Source organism: Chitinophaga pollutisoli (genome assembly GCF_038396755.1).
Lineage (GTDB): Bacteria > Bacteroidota > Bacteroidia > Chitinophagales > Chitinophagaceae > Chitinophaga > Chitinophaga pollutisoli.
The window spans coordinates 4,734,606-4,756,759 of record NZ_CP149822.1 but is presented as its reverse complement, the minus strand read 5'-3'; the positions used below and the strand labels follow the sequence as shown (position 1 = coordinate 4,756,759).

Annotated in this window: 18 protein-coding genes; 11 read left to right on the top strand and 7 right to left on the bottom strand. The window is 56.9% G+C overall.

Annotated elements, in window-relative coordinates:
* Nucleotides 1–16: 16 nt before the first annotated feature.
* Nucleotides 17–1,939 (top strand): sigma 54-interacting response regulator, encoded by a 1,923-nt coding sequence (locus tag WJU16_RS20260; protein WP_341835226.1) that lies wholly within the window; start codon nt 17–19, stop codon nt 1,937–1,939.
* Nucleotides 1,940–2,009: 70 nt separating this feature from the next.
* Nucleotides 2,010–2,924, top strand: a complete 915-nt coding sequence (locus tag WJU16_RS20255) for an NAD(P)/FAD-dependent oxidoreductase (RefSeq protein WP_341835225.1) — start codon at nt 2,010–2,012, stop codon at nt 2,922–2,924.
* Here WJU16_RS20255 and WJU16_RS20250 read toward each other — a convergent pair whose 3' ends face one another.
* The 4 genes from WJU16_RS20250 to WJU16_RS20235 all read right to left on the bottom strand — a co-directional run bounded on the left by WJU16_RS20250 (nt 2,925) and on the right by WJU16_RS20235 (nt 7,382).
* Nucleotides 2,925–3,596, bottom strand: a complete 672-nt coding sequence (locus WJU16_RS20250; protein ID WP_341835224.1) for an epimerase — start codon at nt 3,594–3,596, stop codon at nt 2,925–2,927.
* Nucleotides 3,597–3,645: 49 nt separating this feature from the next.
* Nucleotides 3,646–4,860, bottom strand: coding sequence for a multidrug effflux MFS transporter (locus tag WJU16_RS20245; RefSeq protein ID WP_341835223.1), 1,215 nt, complete (start codon nt 4,858–4,860; stop codon nt 3,646–3,648).
* A 118-nt stretch (nt 4,861–4,978) separates the two neighbouring features.
* Nucleotides 4,979–6,139: a mannonate dehydratase gene (uxuA, locus tag WJU16_RS20240; RefSeq protein ID WP_341835222.1), complete on the bottom strand. Its 1,161-nt coding sequence runs from the start codon at nt 6,137–6,139 to the stop codon at nt 4,979–4,981.
* A 22-nt stretch (nt 6,140–6,161) separates the two neighbouring features.
* Nucleotides 6,162–7,382: a molybdopterin molybdotransferase MoeA gene (locus WJU16_RS20235; protein WP_341835221.1), complete on the bottom strand. Its 1,221-nt coding sequence runs from the start codon at nt 7,380–7,382 to the stop codon at nt 6,162–6,164.
* A gap of 41 nt (nt 7,383–7,423) precedes the next feature.
* Between WJU16_RS20235 and WJU16_RS20230 the strand changes: the two genes are divergently transcribed.
* From WJU16_RS20230 to WJU16_RS20200, 7 genes are all read left to right on the top strand, one after another.
* Nucleotides 7,424–7,636, top strand: a complete 213-nt coding sequence (locus tag WJU16_RS20230; protein WP_341835220.1) for a helix-turn-helix domain-containing protein — start codon at nt 7,424–7,426, stop codon at nt 7,634–7,636.
* A 333-nt stretch (nt 7,637–7,969) separates the two neighbouring features.
* Entirely contained in the window at nt 7,970–9,337 is a 1,368-nt protein-coding gene (locus WJU16_RS20225) for a mercuric reductase (protein ID WP_341835219.1), read from the top strand.
* On the top strand, nt 9,334–10,065 hold the full coding sequence (locus WJU16_RS20220; RefSeq protein WP_341835218.1) for an ATP-binding cassette domain-containing protein: 732 nt from the start codon (nt 9,334–9,336) through the stop codon (nt 10,063–10,065). Before WJU16_RS20225 ends, WJU16_RS20220 begins: the two co-directional genes overlap by 4 nt.
* Complete coding sequence (locus WJU16_RS20215; protein WP_341835217.1) at nt 10,062–11,606, top strand: ABC transporter permease/substrate-binding protein; 1,545 nt, start codon at nt 10,062–10,064, stop codon at nt 11,604–11,606. Before WJU16_RS20220 ends, WJU16_RS20215 begins: the two co-directional genes overlap by 4 nt.
* Before the next feature lies 1 nt (nt 11,607).
* Nucleotides 11,608–12,789: an ergothioneine biosynthesis protein EgtB gene (gene egtB, locus WJU16_RS20210; RefSeq protein ID WP_341835216.1), complete on the top strand. Its 1,182-nt coding sequence runs from the start codon at nt 11,608–11,610 to the stop codon at nt 12,787–12,789.
* Nucleotides 12,790–12,792: 3 nt separating this feature from the next.
* Nucleotides 12,793–13,776 (top strand): L-histidine N(alpha)-methyltransferase, encoded by a 984-nt coding sequence (gene egtD / locus WJU16_RS20205; protein WP_341835215.1) that lies wholly within the window; start codon nt 12,793–12,795, stop codon nt 13,774–13,776.
* Nucleotides 13,777–13,827: 51 nt separating this feature from the next.
* Complete coding sequence (locus WJU16_RS20200; protein ID WP_341835214.1) at nt 13,828–14,466, top strand: hypothetical protein; 639 nt, start codon at nt 13,828–13,830, stop codon at nt 14,464–14,466.
* Between the two features lie 99 nt (nt 14,467–14,565).
* Here WJU16_RS20200 and WJU16_RS20195 read toward each other — a convergent pair whose 3' ends face one another.
* Both WJU16_RS20195 and WJU16_RS20190 read right to left on the bottom strand, forming a co-directional pair.
* Nucleotides 14,566–15,456 carry an aldo/keto reductase gene (locus WJU16_RS20195; protein WP_341835213.1) on the bottom strand — a complete coding sequence of 297 codons (891 nt, stop codon included), beginning with the start codon at nt 15,454–15,456 and terminating at the stop codon, nt 14,566–14,568.
* Between the two features lie 4 nt (nt 15,457–15,460).
* The gene (locus WJU16_RS20190) at nt 15,461–17,686 is read right to left on the bottom strand and encodes a family 20 glycosylhydrolase (protein WP_341835212.1); all 2,226 of its coding nucleotides are present in this window, start codon (nt 17,684–17,686) and stop codon (nt 15,461–15,463) included.
* A gap of 334 nt (nt 17,687–18,020) precedes the next feature.
* On the opposite strand from WJU16_RS20190, the gene WJU16_RS20185 reads away from it, so the two are divergent.
* Nucleotides 18,021–19,502, top strand: a complete 1,482-nt coding sequence (locus WJU16_RS20185) for an amidohydrolase family protein (RefSeq protein ID WP_341835211.1) — start codon at nt 18,021–18,023, stop codon at nt 19,500–19,502.
* Between the two features lie 621 nt (nt 19,503–20,123).
* Nucleotides 20,124–21,089 carry a helix-turn-helix domain-containing protein gene (locus tag WJU16_RS20180; protein WP_341835210.1) on the top strand — a complete coding sequence of 322 codons (966 nt, stop codon included), beginning with the start codon at nt 20,124–20,126 and terminating at the stop codon, nt 21,087–21,089.
* 169 nt (nt 21,090–21,258) lie between these two features.
* On the opposite strand, the gene WJU16_RS20175 is transcribed toward WJU16_RS20180, so the two are convergent.
* A complete protein-coding gene (locus tag WJU16_RS20175) occupies nt 21,259–22,149 on the bottom strand; it encodes a 3-hydroxybutyryl-CoA dehydrogenase (protein ID WP_341835209.1) in 891 nt (296 codons plus the stop codon).
* Nucleotides 22,150–22,154 lie beyond the last annotated feature (5 nt).

Below are 22,154 nucleotides of genomic sequence, written 5' to 3'. Positions count from 1 at the left end.
TTGAAAATATCGCCGTATGAATGAAAAAGTACTGATTGTGGAAGATCAGTTTATAGAAGCGAATGATCTCCGGCTGATGCTGGAAAAATCAGGATACAAGGTTTGCGGGATCGCGCGGTCGGTGCCGCAAGCCCAGGAACTGATCCGGCAAGACAAGCCGGACCTCGTGCTGCTGGATATTTTCCTGAAAGGCCGGCAAACCGGCATCGACCTCGCGCATGAGCTGCGGGAACAGCATATCGCCTTCATATATCTCAGCGCCAATTCGAGCCAGGACGTGCTCACTGCCGCCAAAGCCACGCAACCATACGGGTTCCTGGTGAAGCCTTTCAGGGAAAGGGACGTGCTGGCGACGCTGGAAATCGCACGGTTCAGGCATGAGAACAGCCTGGAATCGCACCTGCGGCGGGAAACTGCGTTGCGGAAAGAGCTGGCGCAGTTACAGGCCGCCGGCGGAACTCCAGAGCAACGGCTGCTCCAAGCCGGGATTGCGTTGCAGCCTTACATTCCGTTTGAATACCTTTCCGTCAGTTTCCGGAAAAACGGGGCGGTCCGCCATCTGCGGGATTACCGCCGCATCGGCTTCAACGAATACCAGGAATTGGGAAGAGAAGAACTGTCGAACATCACCGGCATGCCGGCCGATGTGGTGCAGCAGCTGCAATCCGCCCAGCCCTGGGAAACCCCGGCGATATTTAACGGCGCAGACTTTGCGCGGGAACAGAAAAGCGTTCCGCTCATGCATCAGCTTGCCAAATCATTCCGGTTGCAATCCTCTTTCGTATATCCGTTTGCATTACCCAACGGCCGCACGTGCATCCTGCATTTCTACAGCAAACTGCCGGATGCCTTCTTACCATTCCACACAGGCATCTGCCAGCGGCAGCGTGATCTGCTGGCGGAATTGGCGGAAGGCAGCGCGGGTATAGCTCCCGAGCGAGATGGCACCCCGGCAGCCAAAAAAGCACCACCGGCAAAGGTATTCGACGGCATCGTCGGCAACAGCCATCTCTTGCTGAAAGTATTCGACCACCTGTCGCAAGCCGCCCCGATCGACACCTCGATCCTCATTCTCGGCGAAAGCGGCACCGGCAAGGAAAGGATCGCAGACTGCATCCATCAGCTCTCGCCCAGGCGGGGCAAGCCTTTCGTGAAAGTCAACTGCGCGGCCCTGCCCGCAACGCTGATCGAATCAGAATTGTTCGGGCACGAAAAAGGGGCATTCACCGGCGCGGCAGACCGCCGCATCGGCAAGTTCGAGCAGGCCGACGGCGGTACCGTTTTCCTCGACGAGATCGGTGAAATGCCCGTGGAACTGCAGGCTAAACTGCTGCGCGTATTGCAGGAGCGGGAAATAGAACGCCTCGGCAGCAGGGCGCCCATTAAAATCAACGTGCGCTTCATCGCCGCCACCAACCGGAACCTGGAGAAAGAAGTAGCCGAAGGCCGCTTCCGCCTCGACCTGTATTACCGTCTGAATGTTTTTCCGCTGACGCTTCCCAGCCTGCGCGAGCGCGCCGAAGACGTTCCCGCCCTCGTCCAGCATTTCATCGACCTGTTCAATGCCAAAACAGGCAAACGCATCCAGGGAACCACCGACAAGGTGATGGCGCAATTGCAACAATACCACTGGCCCGGCAACATCCGCGAACTGGAGCACCTGGTCGAGCGCAGCATGCTGCTGAACCGGGGACCGCTGATCGAAGAGATCATCCTGCCCGGCTTCCGGCAACCCGAACACCTCCCCATCCACGCGCCCGTCGATAACCGGGTGAAGACTATCCATGAAAACGAGCGCGATCACATCCTGAGCGTCCTCAAAAAATGCAATGGCCGCGTATGGGGCGCGGGCGGGGCCGCGGAACTCCTGCAAATCCCACCCACAACACTCCATTCAAAAATGAAAAAACTGGGCATCCGGAAGGAACACATCTGCTGATCCGTGAAAAGTACAATTATGACCGGCATAAACACAATGGCCCGGATGCAGGAAAAGCTATTTTTGCAACATGGTTTCAAATAGCAACACATATGAAGTCGCCGTGGTTGGCGGCGCAACCGCGGGGCTCAGCGCCGCGCTCACCCTGGGGCGCACACTACGCCGCACGATCGTGCTCGACGGCGGCGAGCCGCGCAACAAGCCCGCGGCCCATGCCCATAATTTCTTCACGCGCGACAACACGCCGCCCTCCGAGCTGCTTCGCATCGCCAGGGAACAATTGCAACCCTACGACACCGTGAAACTCCACCAGGCGATCGTGACAACCGCGGCGAAAAAAGATGACGGGTTCGAGCTTACCACTGAAACCGGCGAACGGTTCTTCACCAAAAAGGTGATTCTCACTACCGGCGTGCAAGACAACCTCGCTCCTATCCCCGGACTGGCCGGATTGTGGGGCGACCGCGTCATCCATTGCCCTTATTGCCACGGCTACGAAGTGCGCCGGTTACCGGTTTGCGTGATCGCCAACGGAGAAGCAGCGGAGCATTACGCTATTACACTTTCCAACTGGCATAGCGATATCACCTTCCTCACCAACGGCGAAAACCGCATCGGCGCGGAAATGCTGGATAAATTCAAAGAGAAAGGATACAAAGTAAATACCGCTCCCATCGCTTCGTTGGAGCGCAGTGGACAGGGCGTCGCCATAAAACTGGAAAATGGAGAATCCCTGGAAACCGGTGCGGTGTATTACAGACCCGAAAAGGTCTTGTTCAGGAATTCGCTGGCGGAACAATTGGGTTGTGAAATCAGCCCCGATGGCGTAGTGACCGTGAACGCCGTGTACGAAACTACCGTCCCGGGCGTGTTTGCAGCCGGCGATCTCACCCATCCCGGGTTGCACCAGCTGTACATGGCGGTCGCCGGCGGTCATCTCGCGGGTACGAATGCTAACCGAATGCTTACCATGGAAGCCTGGTAATCAGGGCAGGGCGGCGAGCTTGTGGATATCGCGCACCTCTATGACTTTCGACGTGTACCCATTACGGGAAACGGCTATCATGGCTTTGCCCAGCTCTTGCAGCGAACTGGCGAAACCGGGGAAAAGGGATCGGAAAAATGGATACATCCAGCCGAAAAACTTATAGGCTTTCAACAGGTGTCGCTGCCCCGGAGTTGCTTTCAGCAAACCCGGACGAAATGCGAAAGCTGCACGGAAAGGAAGCTTCATGAGATCATTCTCCGTTTTTCCCTTTACACGCGCCCACATCACGCGGCCATGTTCGGATCCGTCGGTTCCGGAGCCGGAAACATAACAAAAGGCGATGTCACGGTTGCGGTCTGCAAGGGTTTCCGCGAAGTGCATCGTGAGCACGTACGTTTGCCGGTAATATTCCGGCTCGCTCTTCCCCACGGAAGTTACGCCCAGGCAAAAGAAACAGGCGTTATAACCGGTTAGCTGGCCGGCGATGGGCCGTATGTTGAAGAAATTTTCGTGGATGATTTCCTGCAGTTTGGGATGCGTGTAACCGGAAGGGCGGCGGTTGATGATCAGCACCTTTTCTACATGCGGATTTTCAAGGCATTCGAGCAGAACGCCCTCTCCGACCATTCCGGTGGCGCCAGTCAGTATGACGTTGAGGGTTTCAGGCATGAGGGGTAGCTTGGTTTTATCCGAATGTAACACAATTCCGTATCTCTACCTAAATAACGCCCTGTTGGCTGGTACTACGGGAAGCGATCACACGCCGTCCGCCCATAAGTATCGCCAGCGAAATCACCGCCGGGATCGCCATCCAGAGCGCCATCGGGAATGCCGTATTTTCTTTGAACAGGCTCACGAAAACGGATGCCAGCGCGCCGGCGCCCATTTGCAACGCGCCCATCAAAGCGGAAGCCGTTCCCGCACTTTTCGCGAAAGGCGCCAGGCAAAGCGCCGCGGTGTTGGGGTTCACAAATCCCAGGCAACATAACATTACCGTTAGCACGGCAATTGTTCCGCCAAGACCCAGTAAGTCTAACCTCGCACCCGCAACGAAAATAATTCCTGCAACGGCCATTGCCGTCAACGCCACCGGCAGGATCTGCTCACTCCGGAATCGCCTCAGCAATAACGTATTCACCTGGCTGGAACCGATAAAACCCACGCTCAGCGCGGCAAATACCCATCCATACGCTTTATCCGACAAATGAAACACCTGCATGAAAACTTTCGGCGAACCGGAAACATAAGTAAACAACGCAGAGAAAGACACGGCGCCCGTCAGCGCATAAGTGTAAAACTGCGGCACCGTCCACACGGACCAGAAATTCCGGACGATCGGCGCCGGCATGAGCGACAGTGAAGTATCCGGCCTGAAGCTGTCGGGCAGCCAGCGTATACACGCCACCAGCATGAGCGCACCCATGCAGGCCAATATCGTAAATACAGAATGCCAGCCGATGGAACTTGTCACATATCCGCCAACGGTAGGGGCCACCATGGGCGATGCGCCTACCACCAACATCAGCAACGCAAATACTTTCGCGTTTTCATGTACAGGGAACAAATCGCGGACCATCGCCATCGCCGCCACGGTAGCGGCACAGGAGCCCACCGCCTGGAAGAAGCGCAGGAATATCAGGCTGTCGAGCGTGGTGGAAAACACACATCCGACAGACGTTGCGATGTAAAGCAGCAAGCCAATGTACAGCGGCTTCTTTCTCCCAAAACGATCCAGCAGCGGGCCATACAGCAATTGTCCCACGCAAATCCCCACGAAATAACTGGACAGGGTCAGGCCCACGCGCTCCACATCCACCCCAAGATCTTCCGCAATGGCGGGGAAGCCGGGCAGGTACATGTCGATCGTAAAGGGACCGAGCGCGGTGAGGCTTCCCAGGATGAGGATCAATGATAAATAAGTCGAACGTTTCAAAGCAGGATTCGAATAAAAGGCCGGGCAGACCGGAATCGCCGGACGGCACAACACATGATTACACAATAAATTTCATTGCGGATTGAGAGGAGAATGCCCGGCAAAGATAGGAAAAGTTTTAACTACGCAATATACCCATTTCCAGCCCCCTCAGCTCCGCAAGCCCTTTCAACCGGCCGATGGCGCTGTAGCCGGGATAGGTTTGTTTGGCGAGATCATCCAGCATCTGGTGCCCGTGATCCGGGCGCATGGGCAACTGCACATGGCGGCGGCGCATCGTTTCCGTGAGGGCGCGCACCACGGCGTACATATCCACATCGCCGTTGAGGTGGTCCGCTTCGTAAAAATCACCATTCTGATGGCGGCGGATGTTGCGGAGATGGATAAAATGGATCCGGTCGCCCATCCTTTCGATGATCCCGGCAAGATCATTGTCTGGCCGCACGCCGAGGGATCCCGTGCAGAAACAAAGCCCGTTTGCCGCGCCCGGCGCCGCGTCCAGGATGGCTTGCAGCTGCGCTTCGGTGCTCACGATGCGAGGCAGGCCCAGCAAGGGATACGGCGGATCATCGGGGTGAATGGCGAGCCGGATGCCCAGGGATTCCGCTACGGGAACAATTTCACGGAGGAAATAAAACAGGTGCGCCTGCAACCTGGGGGCGTCGATTTCAGCGTATTGCGCCAACGCGTGCAGAACGCCGTCGCGGGTAAAGCGCTCGTCGCTGCCGGGCAGGCCCAGCAGTGCATTATGGAAGAGCGTTTCGCGTTGCGAGGGGGTTAAAGTTTGCAGTTTTGATTCGGCCAGATGGATTTCCGCGGGACTGTAATCCGCCTCCGCACCGGGGCGCCTCAGCAGGAAAAGGTCGAAGGCGATGAAAGCCGCCCGGTCGTAGTACAGCGCGCGGGCACCGGTGGGCAGTTCGTAATTAATATCCGTCCGCATCCAGTCCATTACCGGCATGAAATTATATGTGACCGTCTGCACCCCGCAGCTGGCGAGGTTTTGCAGGCTGACTTTATAATTCGCGATATATTGTTTGTAATTCCCGGAGGCTTTTTTGATGTCTTCATGCACGGGCAGGCTTTCCACAACCGACCAGCGCATGCCTTCCGCTTCGAGGCGTTTTTTCCGTATTTCGATTTCATCGACCGGCCAGATTTCTCCTGCGGGAATGTGGTGAAGGGCAGTCACAACGCCGGAGCACCCGGCTTGTCGGATATCGCGCAGGCTCACGGGGTCGTTGGGCCCGAACCAGCGCATCGTTTGTTCCATCGGCATGAAGGTGGAATTTTAAGCGGAATCAAATTGGAGAATTCTGCCTGAAAATCCAAACCGGATATGCGTTTCCGGCTTCGAAAACGTTTGAAACAGATGGAAGGGACATAAAACCGTCGGCCCGGGTGAGCGCCGCGAGGTCGCCGGAGCCCTGGTGCGGGATGGGCAGTGCCTGCAAAACCGCTTCACGGGAGATGTACAATTTGACGGGAATAAAGTATTCCAGCGGCCGGACGAACGTCAGCGTTTCTGAAAGCCTTGCCATCACGGGCTCCCGGGCGGGTAATCCCAGGCAAACCTCCAGCCATGGCCGGATATAACGGGCGTAGTTGGTCATTACCGATTGCGGATTCCCCGGCAGCGCAAACACCACCGGCCCGCCGGGCAGCCTGCCAAACAGGATGCGTTTCCCGGGCTTCTGCCCCACTCCGTCCACGATCTTTTCCATCCCGGCTTCGGCCAGCACTTCGGGCAGGTGGTTGAACCGCCCGTCGCCCACCGCGCCGGTGCAGATCATCACGTCGCAACGATAGAGCAGCGGCAGTAATTCCTCCGACATGCGGTGCTTTTCGTCGGCCAGGTGCACGATATCGGTGGGTATTCCCAGTTCCTGCAAACCCGCCGACAGGCTATGAACATTCGACAACCGGACCTGGTGCGGCTCGGGTGTATCCCGTACTTCCACCAGTTCGTTCCCCGTGGCCACCAGCAACACCCTCGGCAGGGCGCTCACTTTCACTTCGGCTTTGCCCGTGCCCGCCAGTACGCCGATCTCCGCCGGCCCGATCCGGACGCCCGGTTCCAGCAGGGGTTTGCCGGCATGGGCATCGGTGCCTTTGCGATGGATGTGTTGCCCCTGGCTGATGTTGCCCGTCAACGTAAACCTGCGGAACCCTTCGTGCTCGGTTACTTCCAGCTGGTCGAACGGCACCACGGTATCGGTAAGGTCGGGCAGAACGGATCCGCGCATTACTTCCATGCCGTCTGCCAGATTGGCCAGCTGCTGGCGGGGCATCCCCGCTGCCTGGATGCCCCCGGATCCGAACACGCGCTGCCCGCGTCCGTAGCTTTCGAAGGCAATGGCCAGGCCGTTGACGGTAACGCGGTCGTAAGGCGGCAGGGGCCTGTCGGCATGCACGGTTTCGCGCAGGATGCGCCCTTCCGCGGCTTCGAGCAATACGGTTGTAACGCCGAAACCCGCTGCGGCGCGCAACATGGCGGTATAAGCTTCCGATACGGTCATCATAACATTGGGTTTTGCATCTCTAATTTATTCAATTGCGGGCAATGCGTCAAATCCCGCAAGGCCAACATCACCAGGGTACTGGCCAGTACAAGGTTAACATCGCCAGGGACGAACTGGCTTCCCTGGCCGGAACCGCGACGGAATCGTTGATCCGTACACTCGGCGAATTCAAGCAGGAAAAACTGGTTGCCATCAAAGGGCCAGTGATTACGCTGCCGGAACCGGGCCGGCTGGAAGACATCGCCTACCATTAATAACGGAGGCGGTTACCCGAGAAACAACCGGTCTGTCTTTTCATCATTCCGTGTGGCTATTCGTCTTGCTGCGGTTGCTTCTCCCGTCCCTGGTTTTTCCGGATGAATGGCGCACCGGTTACCCGGAGGCGGCTGTCTGGTGTATGAAGCGGTATTAAGTTTGTGTCAGATTCATAATGCAAAAGTAGATTCGGCCCGATATGTGATGAATGACAGGCGTCAGGCGGGGACGGGAGCTTTTTTTCCGTCGCATACCACTGAATCCACGATCCGAACATTGTATGGGCGCAACTTGTTATAGTAGCTTTACCGCGCCTGCAAAACCCTTGCAATATGAAAAATTACGATGCCATCATTATCGGGGCCGGACAGGCAGGAACCCCGCTGGCGCGGAAGCTCGCCGGAGCAGGCTGGAAAACCGCGCTGATTGAGAAACGCCGGATCGGCGGCACCTGCGTCAACGACGGATGTACACCCACTAAAACCATGATCGGCGCCGCCCGTGTCGCTTACATCGCCGGATGCGCCGCACAGTTCGGTATTCCCGCGGATCCTTCGCAGGTCGAATTATCGAAAGTAAAAGCCAGGAAAGATAAAATCGTGCAGCAGTCCATCACCAGCCTCACCAAATCCGTGGCTTCCACCGAAAATCTAGATTTTATCGAAGGAAAAGCCGTTTTCTCCGGCATGAAAACCGTGGATGTAAACGGCGAAACCCTCCATGCGGAGCATATCTTCATCAACACCGGCGCCCGTCCGGCCATTCCAACCATTGAAGGGCTCGACACCGTGCCTTACCTCACTTCCACCACCATCCTCGATCTCGACGAAACGCCCAGACACTTATGCATCCTCGGCGCAGGGTACGTAGCTATGGAAATGGGACAGATGTACCGGCGGTTCGGCGCGGAGGTCACGCTGCTGGAAAAAAATGCGCGGATACTCGGAAAGGAAGATGAAGACGTGGCGGAAGAAATCCGGAAAATCCTTGTGCAGGATGGTATAACGGTTTGCTGCGGTTCCGCATTGCACCGCGTATCGAAATCCGGTGATTCTATTGTCCTGGAACTGACTGCCGACGGGCAGCAGCGCAGCATCACATGCAGCCATCTGCTCATCGCGGCGGGCCGCACGCCCAATACCGGCGACCTTCAGCTGGAACAAACAGGGCTCCATAGCACGGCGCAGGGCACCATCCCGGTCACCAATAAACTGGAAACGGATATCAACGGCATTTATGCGCTCGGCGACGTGAAAGGCGGGCCGGCGTTCACGCATATTTCCTACAACGATTACGTGATCGTCGCTAAAAACTTATTGGAAAATAAAAATCTTACTTTAGATGAAAGGCCCGTGCCTTATTGCATGTTCACCGATCCCGAACTGGGGCGTATCGGCATCACGGAGCAGGAAGCCAGGGAAAAAGGGATGGACATCCTCGTGGCGAAGCTTCCCATGACCCGCGTGGCGCGGGGGATCGAGACAGGCGATATGCGCGGGTTGATGAAAGCCGTGGTAGACAAAGCATCCGGCAGGATCCTCGGCGCGTCGGTTCTTAGTGTGGCCGGCGGCGAGATCATGTCGGTACTGCAAATGGCCATGATGGGCAATATTACCTGCGCGCAGCTGCGCGACGGCGTTTTCGCCCATCCCACGTTTTCGGAATCGCTCAATAACCTGTTTATGTCCATCGAATCATGATCGAAGCCAGTCAGCTCTATAAATCATTTGCAGGCGTACCAGCGGTGCGGGGCGTATCTTTCCGGGTGCCGGAAGGCGGACGCCTCATGCTGCTGGGCACCAGCGGCAGCGGCAAAACCACGACCCTGCGCATGCTCAACCGACTCATCGACCCGGACGGCGGGCAGGTGCTGTTCCGTGGAAAAGATACCCGCAGCCTCCGCCCGGAAATCCTCCGCCGGCAAATGGGATACGTCATGCAGCAATATGGGCTGTTCCCGCATTACACCGTAGCCGAAAACATCGCCATCGTGCCCAAATTGCTGCATTGGGACAAACTCCGCATCCGCCGGCGCAGCGAAGACCTCCTTCAAAAGCTGGGACTGTCGTGGGAAAGCCACGCCCATCAATATCCCGCGCAGCTCAGCGGCGGACAGCAACAACGCGTAGGCCTCGCACGCGCCCTCGCGGCTGATCCGCCGGTTTTGCTGATGGACGAGCCTTTCGGCGCTCTCGACCCCGTGACCCGCGCCCGCATCCGGCAGGAATTCACCGGGCTCGACGAATTCAAAGGCAAAACCGTGGTGATGGTCACGCACGACATCCGCGACGCGTTCGAGATGGGCGACCATATCGGTATCATGGATAAAGGGAAACTCATCCAAACCGGCACGCCGGAAGAATTACAGCAAAATCCCGCAAACGACTTTGTGGCGGCATTTCTTCACGGTAAAGGGGATGCGCCATGAATGAATTCATCCAATTTCTGCAAAGCCAGTCCGGCAAGCTGCTGGAGCAAACCTGGACGCACATCCACCTCACGCTGCTTTCCGTAGCGCTGGCGATAGTGGCCGGCGTGCCGCTTGGCATCCTTATCGCGCGGAAGCAAAAGCTGGCGGGCGTTACGCTGGGATTTGCCGGCGTCATGCAAACCATTCCCAGCATTGCGCTGTTGGGCTTTCTCATTCCCTTGCTGGGCATCGGTCCCAAGCCGGCGATCTTCGCATTGTTCCTCTACGCGCTGCTTCCGATTATCCGCAACACTTACACCGGTATCAAAGGGGTAGACGCAACGGTTCGTGAAGCGGCGGTGGCGATGGGAATGACGCGCGGGCAGGTGTTGTTCAAAGCGGAGTTGCCGCTCGCCATGCCGGTGATCCTCGCGGGCATCCGTACGGCGGCGGTGATCAACGTAGGTGTGGCCACGCTCGCGGCTTACATCGCGGCGGGCGGGCTGGGTGAATTTATTTTCGGGGGCATCGCACTGAACAATACCAGCATGATCCTGGCGGGCGCCATTCCAGCGGCGTTGCTCGCTATATTGTTTGACTTCCTGTTGTCGAGAGCGCAGAAGCTGAGCCTGCGGCACTTCCGCTGGGCGGGCGCCGCTGCGGTGATCATATTCGCCGTTTCAGCCATGGTGCCGGCCACCAAAGGCAAGCTACTGGCAGGTTTCACGCCGGAGTTCATGGGCCGGGAAGATGGTTCGCCGGGGTTGCGGCGGGTATATGGGCTCAACATTCCTACCGTTGTGATCAACGACGCGGTGATGTACCAGGCGTTGTATGAAGAGAAACTGGATGTGGTGAGCGGATACAGTACGGACGGGCGCATCCGGGCCTTCCAACTCATCACGCTCGACGACGACAAGCATATTTTCCCGCCTTACCATGCCGCGCCGGTAGTGCGGAAAGACGCGCTGGAAAGGTTCCCCGAACTAGGGCCCGCGCTGGACCTCCTCGCGGGGCGCATCTCTGATTCGGTGATGACATACCTTAATTACCGCGTGGATTTCCTGCACGAAAGCCCTGCCGCCGTGGCGCGCGGTTTCCTGGAAGAAAACGGGCTGTACAAACCATCGCGGAACGGAAAGAAAGGCGTGGTACGCATGGGATCGAAGATCTTCACAGAACAATATATCCTTTGCGAGATGTACAAAATCCTCGTGGAAGGCAACACGGAATTGTCAATTTCTTCGAAAACCGGCCTGGGTGGCACGAAAATTTGTTTTGATGCATTGACGAACGATCAGATCGACTTCTATCCGGAATATACCGGCACCGGACTCCTCGTTATTTTGCAGGAACCGCTGACGGACCGGCTGAGGGATAAAGACAGCGCTTATCAATTCGTACGTTCCAGGTTCGGGGAACAATACGGGCTGCAATGGCTGCAGCCTATCGGTTTTAATAATGCATACGCACTGATGATGCGGGAAGCGGCGGCGGAGCAATTGCATATCCGCACGATTTCCGATCTCACGCGTTATCTGAATACGCAAAAAGACTAACATGTTAGACGTAACTACTCCCACGGCGCTCCTGCGGCAATATCTGCAGGTGCGGAAATGGACGGAATCCATATGCCGTCCGCTACAAAAAGAGGATTATGTGGTACAACCTGTAGAAGATGTAAGCCCGCCGAAATGGCACCTCGGGCATACCACCTGGTTTTTCGAGACGATGGTGCTGAAAAAATTCCTGGCGGGATATGTTGAGTTCGATCCCATGTTCAACTTCGTGTTCAACAGCTACTACGAAAGCCTCGGCGCCCGCGTGATCCGCACCAACCGGGGCAATCTCAGCCGTCCGACCGTAGACGAAATCTACAAATACCGCAAATACGTTGATTCCGCCATGGAACAGCTCCTCGCGCAACCGCTCCCCGCTGAGGCAGCAACCCTCCTGACATTGGGCTGCCAGCACGAGCAGCAGCACCAGGAGCTGTTGTGGACCGACATCAAGTTTATCCTCGGCAACAACCCGCTCTTCCCGCCATACGACACCGAAGAGCAACCCCAGCCCCGGCCCGCCGCCGCCATGAAGTTCATCAACATGGAGGGTGGCGTGTATGAAATCGGCTTTTCAGGCGGGGGATTCTGTTACGACAATGAGCTGGACCGGCACAAAGTTTACCTGGAGCCCTACGCCATTGCGGACCGCCCCGTTACCAACGGCGAATTCCTCGCATTCATGGACGCCGGCGGGTATAAGGAATTTTCGTACTGGCACGCAGAAGGCTGGGATTGGGTGAAGCGCGATCAGGTGCATGCGCCCATGTACTGGCATAAAGAAGACGGCCGGTGGATGACGTACACCTTGCAGGGCGTTCAGCCCGTTGAGCCCGACGAGCCCCTCTGTCATATCAGTTTTTACGAAGCTGCTGCATTCGCCGCCTGGAAAGGCATGCGCCTGCCCACGGAATTCGAATGGGAAGCCGCGGCGCATCTGTTCGACTGGGGCCGGCGCTGGGAGTGGACGGAAAGCGCGTATCTCCCCTATCCCGGATTCGAGCGCGTGGCAGGGCCTGTCGGGGAGTACAATGGCAAGTTCATGGTCAACCAGAAAGTGCTGCGCGGCGCGTCCGATTTTACACCGGAGGGCCATAGCAGGCATACATACCGCAATTTTTTCCATCCGCATTTACGCTGGCAGCTTACAGGCATCCGGCTGGCTAAAACCATAAAACCGTAACCGATGAGATCAGTAACCGCTACACTGGCCGCGCCCGTTTCCAAAGCGCGCCAGGCATTTTTACGGGACGTTTTGGAAGGCTTGCAATCGCAGCCCAAGAGGCTCCAGTCCAAATATTTCTATGATGCCGCCGGCGATGCGCTGTTCCAGCAGATCATGCATTGCCCGGAATATTACCTGACGCGTTGCGAAATGGAGATACTGGAAACGCAGTCCGCCGCCATCGTATCCGCCATCCGCGCCGTGGCGTCGCAGGCCGACCTGGTGGAACTGGGCGCCGGAGACGCTTCCAAGTCCATCCACCTCCTCCGCGAATGGATGCGCGCGGGCATAGGGAACCGGTATTATCCCATCGATATATCCGGCAACATCATCCGGCACCTGCAGGATACATTGCCCGAACAGATTCCCGGCCTCGACGTCCAGGGGCTCAACGGAGAATACATGGAAATGCTGGCCCGTTCTGGACAAACGCCTGGCCGCGCCCGCGTGGTGATGTTCATGGGCAGCAGCATCGGGAATTTCACGCCGGAAGAAGCCATGGGCTTCCTGTCTGAAGTGCGCCGCCAGCTGCGGCCGGGGGATTTCCTGCTCATCGGCTTCGATCTGCAGAAAAACCCGCGCCTCATCCTCGATGCGTACAACGACCGGCAAGGCTTCACCCGCGACTTCAACCTCAACCTCCTCACCCGCATCAACCGCGAACTGGACGCCGATTTCCAGCGGCATCATTTCCTCCATTACCCGACTTATGACCCGTCCACCGGCGCCTGTAAAAGCTTCCTGGTGAGCCTTCGCGACCAGGCCGTACATATCGGCGGCAGCATCATCCGGTTCCGGAAAGACGAACCCATATACATGGAAATCTCCCAGAAATACACGCCCGACGGCATCCGGGAAATGGCTTCCAGCTGTGGGTTCGCACCGGTGAAAAACTTCACGGACGATAAAAACTGGTTTGTCGACGCACTCTGGCAGGCCAGGTAACGCAACTTTTCCTCACGTGTCTTGTTAGGTTAGTATAAAAGCACCAAAACCATGAAAACTTCATCCTACCTGACACTGTTTGCCATCGTGCTGTTGTCGGCCTGCGCCACTACCACGCAGGTCACGAATTTCTGGAGAACACCCGACGCTCCGGAAAAATCGTACAACACGATCTTCATTGCCGCCATGGTACACAACCAGGCCGCCAAGCAAAGTATCGAGAACAACCTGGCGGCCGCGGCGCAGGACAGGGGTTATAAAGCCATTAAAAGCGGCGAAATCTTCCCGCCAAACTTTACCCGCGAAAACGTGCCCTCCAAAGAAGCCATTCTCAACAAGGTGCGCGAACTGGGGGCAGACGCCATTTTCACCATGGCTGTTGTCGATAAAACCAGCGAAACCCGATACGTCCCGGGTTCGGGCCCTTACGCCCCGTATCCCGCCTGGGGCTGGTATGGCAGTTTCTGGGGATACTACAACTATTATTACCCGATGATGTACAACCCGGGGTACTACACCACCGATAAAACCTACTTCCTCGAAAGCAACCTCTATGACGCCGGCAACGAATCACTGCTGTTTTCCGTGCAATCGGAAACCATCAATCCCAACAGCATCGACGACTTCTCCCGGTCCTACACCAAAGCGCTCGTGCAGGCGCTGGAACGCCAGGGGCTGCTGAAGAAATAATCATCTTCCAGATAAAAAATACAAGGCTGACCGGATAAGCGGTCAGCCTTTTCTGTATCAACAACAAACTTATTAGTTTAGCCGGAAGCGATTACACGTTCAGACGTGCTGTTCGTATTCGCGGACGGGCACGCTGGCGGTGAGCATTTCGTATTCCGCTTCATTAAAACGCGGCGCTCCGGCCGCTACGTCCTCCAATTGCGCCATGGTGCGCAGGCCTGCCACGGCGCTTGTCACCGCCGGATGCATCAGCACAAACTTCACCGCCGCTTGTCCAGGCGTACGTTCCTTCCCCGACACTTCCGCGATGGCGGCTTGCGCGCGTTCCACTTCATGCTGCGACAGGTGAAGGTAATCTACAGCGGGCTTCCCGGCGAGCAAGCCTTTGGCCAGGCTGCCGCGCGCCAGCACACCGATGTTATGTTGCTGGAGAATGGGCAAACAGGATGCTTCCGGCCGGCGGTCGAGCAGGCTGTATTGCATCATCACGCTCACGATGTTGCTGCGTTTCGCATATTCGCGGATCACGTTGGGGCGGATGGAAGAAATCCCGTAATACCGGATCTTTCCCTGCTGCTGCAACAGTTCGAACGCCTCGATGGTTTCGTCGATAGGATCCTCAATCGTTCCGCCATGCAACTGGTATAAATCGATGTAATCGGTCTGCAGCCGCTGCAGGCTCTTTTCCACGCATGCCAGGATATAATCCTTATGCGGGTTCCAATCCCACCCGGTGCCGTCGGGGCGCCACTGGTTGCCGGCTTTGGTGGCGATGATGACGTCTTTGCGCTTCTCTTTCAGCGCCTTGCCCACACTGCTTTCATTGAAGCCTTTGTCGTAGAGGTCGGCCGTATCGAAAAAGTTGATGCCCAGCGCTACCGCCCGGTGGAGCAAGCGCGCGTTGGCGGCGTCATCCATCCCGAGCGACATGCAGCCGAAAGAAACTTCACTGATACGCAGCCCGCTGCTGCCGAGGGTTTTGTAATTCATACTTCTAATATACGATAATCTCGTCCGTGAACAGGAAGCCCTTCTGCACGGGGGCTTTCACACGGATGTACCGCCCCTTCTGCCCCTGCAGCCCGAATTTGAAATCCTTGAAAATAAGCTTCTCGTGCGTAGGCGGCACATCGTTTTCGACGGTCAGTGCTTCAGCTTTGCCGAACGCCGCCGGATCGTCGGCCACCTGTACCGTCACCGCCGGTGGCATGTACACGCCCGGGCCCGTCAGCTGCATGAACCCGATCTGCAAGCTTTCCAGCGGCTGCGATACGCCAAGGTCGATAGTCACATCCACCCCTTTGCCCAGGAAACCTTGCCACTGGCCGTCGCCGTAAGTGAGGGAACCGCGGTACCCGTTTACCAGGGTGGCCGCGTCCTGCGCAGGATAGCTGCCGCTCCAGGGCGCGTTGTAGATCACTTTTTTACCAATCGCCTTGTGATAATTGACGGGCACCGTCACCGGGCGGCCCATCAACATCGTATCGCGGAATACGGCCGCAATGAGCTGCGCGGTGCCAGGCACTTCCACGGGGCCGCTGTACAAAATGGAATGCATCGTGGGCCGTGTGCCGTCGAGTGTATAGCGGATCACCGGGCGGAACTGCTCCGTTTCAAACGAAACGATGGTCAGCCTGCGCGTGGTATCGATGATGGTTTTGGGCTCCAGCTGCCAGGATGGGCGGTAATAATTCACCTGCTTTCGTTGCAACAGCCGGTAATGCGCCTGCAACCGCGTTTTAAAATCTTCCCAGCTGCGCTTTTCTTTTTGCGACCACACCACTTCCGATAACGCAAGTACACGCGGGAATACCATGTACTCCACCTGGTAAGTCGTGGGCATATATTCGGCCCACACGTTGGCCTGCGCGCCCAGCACATGATGCGCCTTATCCGCCGCCAGCGCCGCCGGCACCGGCTCGTAGGAATAGACTTTCGAAAGCGGAAGGTAGCCGCCGATGGTAAGGGGCTCCGTGGAAGGATCGGACTGGTAACTGTCGAAATAACAGTACCCGCCGGGTGTCATCACCACATCATGCCCCTCGGAAGCGGCGGTAATACCTCCTTTCTCGCCGCGCCAGCTCATCACGGTGGCTTCAGGGGCCAGGCCGCCTTCCAGGATCTCATCCCAGCCCATGAGCTTTCGCCCGTTGGCGATGAGGAATTTTTCCATGCGCTTCACAGCATAACTTTGCAGCCCTTCCTCGTTGGCCAGCTGATGCCCGCGGATGCGGCGCTGGCATTTGGGGCATGCCTTCCAATGCTTTTTCTCTGCTTCGTCGCCGCCGATATGGATGTATTTCGACGGGAAGATGTCCATCACTTCGCGCAGCACATCTTCCAGGAAAATGAAGGTGCTGTCGTTGCCGAGGCAGAATTCGGATTGCCGATACGGTTCCCCCGCGCAGGAAAGGTGCGGGTACACGGCGAGCACTTCTTCGGAGTGCCCCGGCATTTCGATCTCCGGGATCACGGTGATGCCGCGGCGCGCGGCGTAGGCAACCACGGCGCGGGCTTCGTCTTGCGTATAGAAGCCGCCGTAGGCATTGGGATTGCCTTCTTCGAGATAATGACGCGGGCTGTTCCACCATTCCATATAATTGGCATATGTACGCCAGGCCGCCTGCTGCGTGAGCGCGGGATATTTTTTAATCTCCAGGCGCCATCCGGCCCCGTCGGTAATATGCCAGTGGAAAACGTTCATCTTGTACATCGCCATGAGGTCGATGTATTTGTAAACGAACGTAAGGGGGAAGAAATGACGGGATACATCGAGATGCAGCCCCCTGTAGCCGAAGCGTGGCCGGTCCGCAATCGTAACCGCCGGGAGGATGCGCGGATCGGGCTGCGTCGCCATGATCTGCAGCAACGTATAAATACCGTGCAGGGCGCCCGCGCGGCCGGAAGCGTAAATCCGCACCTCGTCCCGCGAGATCAGTAAACGGTACGCCGCGCTGTCTGCCGCCTGCCGCGTGATCTCGCGCAGGATACGAATGCTCCCCTGCCCGCCCCTCTTCAGGGCGATGCCGGATTGCTCCGACAGCAGGGCCGCCGCGTCCGTGAAAACGGGGTCCGCCGATATCGTTGTTTGCATATTGATGGTAAATTGTCCGGGCTGTTCCTGCACCTGTACGGGTGCGGGAATAACATTCACCCGCGCTGTTTGCGCCTGCGCCTGCATACCTGCGGCCAGCAGCGCGATCAAACCGAGTCGCTTCATTGTTCACTGTGATTTTTATCCGGGGGTGAAAATAATACATTTGACGTTCATTCCGGCTTTGTCCCTGCTGCCCGCCTGACCTGATGAAAATCAAGGGATACTTAAATGTACGCACAGGTATAACCCACCCTTGTCCCACAGTTGAGCCACCCTTGAGTTACCCCTTTATAGGGAGTCTCAACGATGGCTGAACGGTATCTCAAGGGTATCTCAAGGGTATCTCAACCTACCTGTAAGTCTGAAGCATAAAGGCTTTTAGTACTATTTACGGAAAATGCCCGGATTGTTTCAGCATGTACCATCGCGCCAAAAGGGAGGACTGTATTTTCGCCGGATGAAACGAACGCTCCTGTTACTATCGCTTGCGGCCGTCTTTTCCGGCACGCGCGCGCAGCAAGCGCCCGCCGATCTTATCATCCGTTCCGTATCGGTGATCGACGTGGAGCGGGGCCGCACCGCCGCCGATCAGGCCGTTGTGGTGAAAGACGGGCGCATCATCGCCGTAACCCCTTCCCGCAAGCTCCGCCACTCCGCTCCCGTAGTGGTCGACGGTACCGGGAAATTCCTCATGCCAGGTTTGTGGGATAACCACATGCACTTCGGCGGCGGCGACACCCTCGCCCACGAAAACCGCAACCTCCTCCCCCTCATGCTCGCTTACGGCATCACCGGTGTTCGCGACTGCGCGGCCGATATCAGCCATTTCGTGCTGCCCTGGCGCGACTCCGTCGCCAAAGGGCTCATCGACGGGCCGCATATTTTTACCTCAGGCCCCAAGCTGGAAGGCTATAAATCCGTGTGGAAAGGCGATATCGAGATCGGGACGAAGGAAGAGCTGGCCAAAGCGCTTGATTCCCTGCAGGGCCTGCGCGTCGATTTCGTAAAAATCACCGACAACACGCTCAAGCCCGGTCTCTACCTGGAAAGTATCCGCGAAACCCGGAAACGCGGCCTGGTGATTTCGGGGCACGTACCTTACGTCATACCCATGAAAGACATCGTGGATGCCGGTATCAGTTCCATCGAGCACATCACATATCTCCTTAAAGCGGGTTCCTCCGAAGAAGTAAGCATCAGCAATGGTGTGGCCAACGGCACCCTGAAAGGCCGCGACCTCAGCGAGAAGATCAATTCCACCTACGATAAAGCTTCCGCCCGGAAGATGTTCCGCTACATGGCGTCCAAAGGCGTGGCGGTAACGCCCACCCTGAGCCTCGGGCACATCCTGTCGTACTGGGACGAGCACGACCGCCGCCACGACGATTACCTCCGCTACATCGGCAAAGGCCTGCAAAGCACCTACGCCGGCCGCGTGAACAATGTCATGCAGCACGATGCCGCCGCCATCGCGCAACGGAAAGCGAATTACGAGCGCTCATCCGCCGTGCTGGCCGACCTGGTGGCAGCCAATGTCACCATCCTCGCGGGTACCGACGCGGGATACCTCAATTCCTACTGCTATCCCGGGCTGGCGCTCCATGAAGAGCTGGCGCTGATGGTAAAATATGGGATGACGCCGCAACAGGCGCTGAAAGCCTCCGTAATCAACGGACCGAAATTCCTGCAACAGCAAGGGTACGGCGCCGTGGCGCCCGGCATGCATGCAGACCTCCTGCTGCTCGACGACAATCCGCTCGACGATATCCACAACACGCAAAAAATCCGCGGCCTCGTTTCCGGGGGAAATGGAGGGACCGCGCACAACTCGATGAACTGCTGGCCGAAACCGCAAGGCGAACGGCCGCGGGGATTTGATCTACCAATCCTTGGTAAAAACCACAGCCGCTTCCCGTTTGGGGAGCGGCTTTTTTCATGAAAAATTTCCGACCGTTTATCACGGAGATTTTTCAATTGTTTTTTTTGATATATTTAATGAATTAATACTAGCGGAAAGGAACCGATAGTCAGGAAGTAACCATCAGCAGAACCGAATAAACACCAGGAAAAAAAGGAAACATGACGGAAGATAAGCACAGACCGCTGGAGATTATTGAAAACCTGAAGCTCCCGCCGGAGAAAGAACCGCCTCCGCGAGGAAAGGATTGTCCGGCCTGCGGGGCGCGTTTGTCCAAACAGGCAGGGTTAACGCATTGCGCGTTTTGCGGCCATGAGTTTTCGGCTGGCCCCGCACATGGGGAACAGGATAAGAAGACTAAATAATGCACCAATAAGCCGGTGCTTCGCCGGCTTTTTTGGAACCGCATGAAGGCAACTTGACAAGTCGCCGGAGATCGTGACATTACGCCTGAAAACGCGTGCTCCGTGCGGGCACTGGTCTGTCATTATCCGTAATAGCCCGGGAAACAACTGTGACAGCTGGGCTAAAACCCAGCACCGGGGAGACTTTCGCGACAGCCTGGCGGTAGAAATAGCACTCTGCCAGGGAGGATGTGACGGAAAAAATTGTACTTTCGGTGTTCATCCGCCAATGCCATTTATGAAAAAACTATCCATCCTTCTAACCAGGCATTACCGACCTATCAGTATCGCAGCGCTTTTAGACGTTTTTCAGACTGTCAACAATTACTACCTGGAGAACACGGGCCTGCCGTATTTCGACATCCGGCTGATCCGGCATCCGGAAGATGAAACGGTCGCGTATCCTGACGAGCATTACCAGCCGCTTTCGCATGAAGAAGTGACGGCGTCTGACCTGGTGCTGATCCCTGCTTTCAGGCCGGGGAATATTCCGGATTATTTACGGGAGAACACGGCTTTTGTGCCCTGGGTACGCCAGCAGGCGGGGAAAGGCGCTGAAGTGGCGAGCTTTTGCACGGGGGCATTCCTGCTCGCGGCAACGGGTTTGCTCAACAACCGCCGCGCCACTACGCATGTAACCGCCGTGGAAGCGCTGTCGCGCCATTTCCCGGAAGTGATCGTGGACGCCGACGTGGTGGTTACAGATGATCGTGGGGTGTACACAAGCGGAGGGGCTACTTCCACCTTCCACCTCCTGCTGCACATCCTCGAAAAGTACTGCAACCGGACCACAGCGATTTTCACCGCGAAAGTGTTCGCCATCGACATGGACAGGGCGCAGCAATCCTACTTTGCGAACTGGTCGCCCAGCCGCGCGCATAACGACGAGCTGGTGACCGCCGCGCAGCAAAGGATGGAAGAGCGTTTCCAGGACAGGGTAACAGTGGAAGAAGTGATCCACGACCTGCCGGTGAGCCGCCGTAATTTCATCCGCCGGTTCAAAAGCGCAACGGGCGTAACGCCGATCGAGTATTTGCAAAGGATCCGTATCGAAGCAGCGAAAAAACTGCTTGAAGAAAAGCAGGACAACATCACCGGCGTAATGATCCAGGCCGGGTATGAAGACGCGAAAGCATTCCGTCAGCTGTTCCGCAAGATTGTTGGCCTCTCTCCCAAGGAATACCGCGAAAAATACGCGGGTTAACCCTTTCCCACTGACTCTAAATTTTTTTCTTCCTGCTGCGGCCGCTTTCCGGCGTCGGGGAGCCTGCTAGCGGTATGTTTCCTGCGGGAGGATTTGATGTGGGATTTGATGAAAAAGACCCGCCAGGCGTTTTAGTTGCCGGCGGGTCGATTTTTTTATGCGGGGAATATTATTGGCGGAAGCGGTCGGAGACGGTGAGGTCTTTCCCGGCGCCTTCGTATTTGTAGAATCCCTTGCCGCTCTTCACACCGAGATGCCCTGCGGTTACCATGTTCACCAGCAACGGGCAGGGCGCGTATTTGGGCTGTCCGAAGCCGTCGTGGAGCACGCGGAGGATAGACAGGCAAACGTCGAGGCCGATGAAATCCGCGAGTTGCAGGGGCCCCATCGGGTGGGCCATGCCGAGCCTCATCACGGTGTCGATAGATTCCACACCAGCCACGCCCTCGTGCAGCGCGCAAATGGCTTCGTTGATCATCGGCATGAGGATGCGGTTGGCCACAAAGCCGGGATAGTCGTTCACGATGCAGGGAACCTTGCCCAGTTTAAGCGACAGCTCGCGCACGGTATCGGTGACTTCGGATTCGGTGGCGTAGCCATTGATGATCTCCACCAGTTTCATGACGGGAACGGGGTTCATGAAATGCATGCCGATCACCTTACCAGGCCAGGAAGTAACCGCGGCGATCTTGGTGATGGAGATGGAAGACGTATTGGTGGCGAGGATGGCTCCTGGAGCGGTGAATTGGTCGAGGTCGCGGAAGATGCGCAGTTTGAGGTCCGCATTTTCGGTGGCGGCTTCTACGACGAGTTCCGCGTCTTTCACGCCGGCGGCCAGGTCGGTGAAGGTGTGCAGGTTGTTGATGGTGCTTTGCTTCACCGCTTCGGTGATGATCTCTTTGGCGAGCTGGCGGTTGAGGTTGCGGACGATGGTATCGAGGGCTTTGTCGAGCGCGGGCTGCGCCACATCGATGAGGTGAACGGTGAACCCGTTTTGCGCAAACACGTGCGCAATGCCGTTCCCCATCGTGCCGGCGCCGATCACGGCTACTTTCTGCATAACGT

Bases quoted from the DNA above. Each gene is read 5' to 3' on its own strand.
- WJU16_RS20260 (WP_341835226.1), top strand. From the start codon at position 17: ATGAATGAAAAAGTACTGATTGTGGAAGATCAGTTTATAGAAGCGAAT.
- WJU16_RS20255 (WP_341835225.1), top strand. From the start codon at position 2,010: ATGGTTTCAAATAGCAACACATATGAAGTCGCCGTGGTTGGCGGCGCA.
- WJU16_RS20250 (WP_341835224.1), bottom strand. From the start codon at position 3,596: ATGCCTGAAACCCTCAACGTCATACTGACTGGCGCCACCGGAATGGTC.
- uxuA (WP_341835222.1), bottom strand. From the start codon at position 6,139: ATGCCGATGGAACAAACGATGCGCTGGTTCGGGCCCAACGACCCCGTG.
- WJU16_RS20235 (WP_341835221.1), bottom strand. From the start codon at position 7,382: ATGATGACCGTATCGGAAGCTTATACCGCCATGTTGCGCGCCGCAGCG.
- WJU16_RS20230 (WP_341835220.1), top strand. From the start codon at position 7,424: ATGCGTCAAATCCCGCAAGGCCAACATCACCAGGGTACTGGCCAGTAC.
- WJU16_RS20225 (WP_341835219.1), top strand. From the start codon at position 7,970: ATGAAAAATTACGATGCCATCATTATCGGGGCCGGACAGGCAGGAACC.
- WJU16_RS20220 (WP_341835218.1), top strand. From the start codon at position 9,334: ATGATCGAAGCCAGTCAGCTCTATAAATCATTTGCAGGCGTACCAGCG.
- WJU16_RS20215 (WP_341835217.1), top strand. From the start codon at position 10,062: ATGAATGAATTCATCCAATTTCTGCAAAGCCAGTCCGGCAAGCTGCTG.
- egtB (WP_341835216.1), top strand. From the start codon at position 11,608: ATGTTAGACGTAACTACTCCCACGGCGCTCCTGCGGCAATATCTGCAG.
- egtD (WP_341835215.1), top strand. From the start codon at position 12,793: ATGAGATCAGTAACCGCTACACTGGCCGCGCCCGTTTCCAAAGCGCGC.
- WJU16_RS20200 (WP_341835214.1), top strand. From the start codon at position 13,828: ATGAAAACTTCATCCTACCTGACACTGTTTGCCATCGTGCTGTTGTCG.
- WJU16_RS20195 (WP_341835213.1), bottom strand. From the start codon at position 15,456: ATGAATTACAAAACCCTCGGCAGCAGCGGGCTGCGTATCAGTGAAGTT.
- WJU16_RS20190 (WP_341835212.1), bottom strand. From the start codon at position 17,686: ATGAAGCGACTCGGTTTGATCGCGCTGCTGGCCGCAGGTATGCAGGCG.
- WJU16_RS20185 (WP_341835211.1), top strand. From the start codon at position 18,021: ATGAAACGAACGCTCCTGTTACTATCGCTTGCGGCCGTCTTTTCCGGC.
- WJU16_RS20180 (WP_341835210.1), top strand. From the start codon at position 20,124: ATGAAAAAACTATCCATCCTTCTAACCAGGCATTACCGACCTATCAGT.
- WJU16_RS20175 (WP_341835209.1), bottom strand. From the start codon at position 22,149: ATGCAGAAAGTAGCCGTGATCGGCGCCGGCACGATGGGGAACGGCATT.